The following is a 1,068-nucleotide window of genomic DNA, read 5'->3' on the forward strand; positions in this document are numbered from 1 at the left end:
GATAGATCACCGGGTTTCGGGTCTACACCTTGCAACTTCTCTAATTAAAGATACGCGCAGTTAACACTCGGTTTCCCTACGGCTCCGCTATTCGCTTAACCTCGCTACAAAATGTAAGTCGCTGACCCATTATACAAAAGGTACGCAGTCACGGTCTCTTATTCCGAAGAATGGAACCGCTCCCACTGCTTGTACGTATACGGTTTCAGGTTCTATTTCACTCCCCTCACAGGGGTTCTTTTCGCCTTTCCCTCACGGTACTGGTTCACTATCGGTCAGTCAGGAGTATTTAGCCTTGGAGGATGGTCCCCCCATGTTCAGACAAGATGTCACGTGTCCCGTCCTACTCGTTTTCATCTATGGTTAGTTTTCATGTACGGGGCTATCACCCTGTGCCGCTGAGCTTTCCAACTCATTCCACTAACACCCCATAGACTTAAGGGCTAATCCCCGTTCGCTCGCCGCTACTAGGGGAATCTCGGTTGATTTCTGTTCCTCCGGGTACTTAGATGTTTCAGTTCCCCGGGTTTGCCTCATATACCTATGTATTCAGTATATGATACTCACTTATGTGAGTGGGTTTCCCCATTCGGACATCGTTAGCTCAAATGCTTGTTACTAGCTCGCCAACGCTTTTCGCAAGTTACTACGTCCTTCATCGCCTCTGACTGCCAAGGCATCCACCGTATACGCTTAGTCACTTAACCATACAACCCACATGGGTCTTTATTCGCTTGCCACTGTACTGTTATGCAGCGTTACTCAAACTCACTTGTCGGTTATGTAGTAAACTACACGCCCTCCTCGTTCGCTTTCGCGCCTTGCATAACAACACATCGACTGCGCTAACAGACTCAATATTCTCTACAAATAGTAGAAAACGAATCGTATCGCAACTAATGGTGTTTACTTTCGCCAAAAGAATACTCTTGAAGCACTTTCCTAATTAAAGGTCTATGCTCCAGCACTTGATTTAAGTGTTTGAGAACTCAATTATTTATTTTTCGCGCTAATGCTATTAATAACAACTACAAGTAAGTCGCTATCCCTTTCACATTAACACTATCA

1 rRNA gene is annotated in these 1,068 nt (G+C 45.3%); it reads right to left on the minus strand.

The window, feature by feature from the left end:
- Nucleotides 1-707 (minus strand): 23S ribosomal RNA (locus tag KT99_RS19785); the annotation flags it as partial.
- Nucleotides 708-1,068 lie beyond the last annotated feature (361 nt).

This window comes from Shewanella benthica KT99, assembly GCF_000172075.1.
GTDB lineage: Bacteria > Pseudomonadota > Gammaproteobacteria > Enterobacterales > Shewanellaceae > Shewanella > Shewanella benthica_A.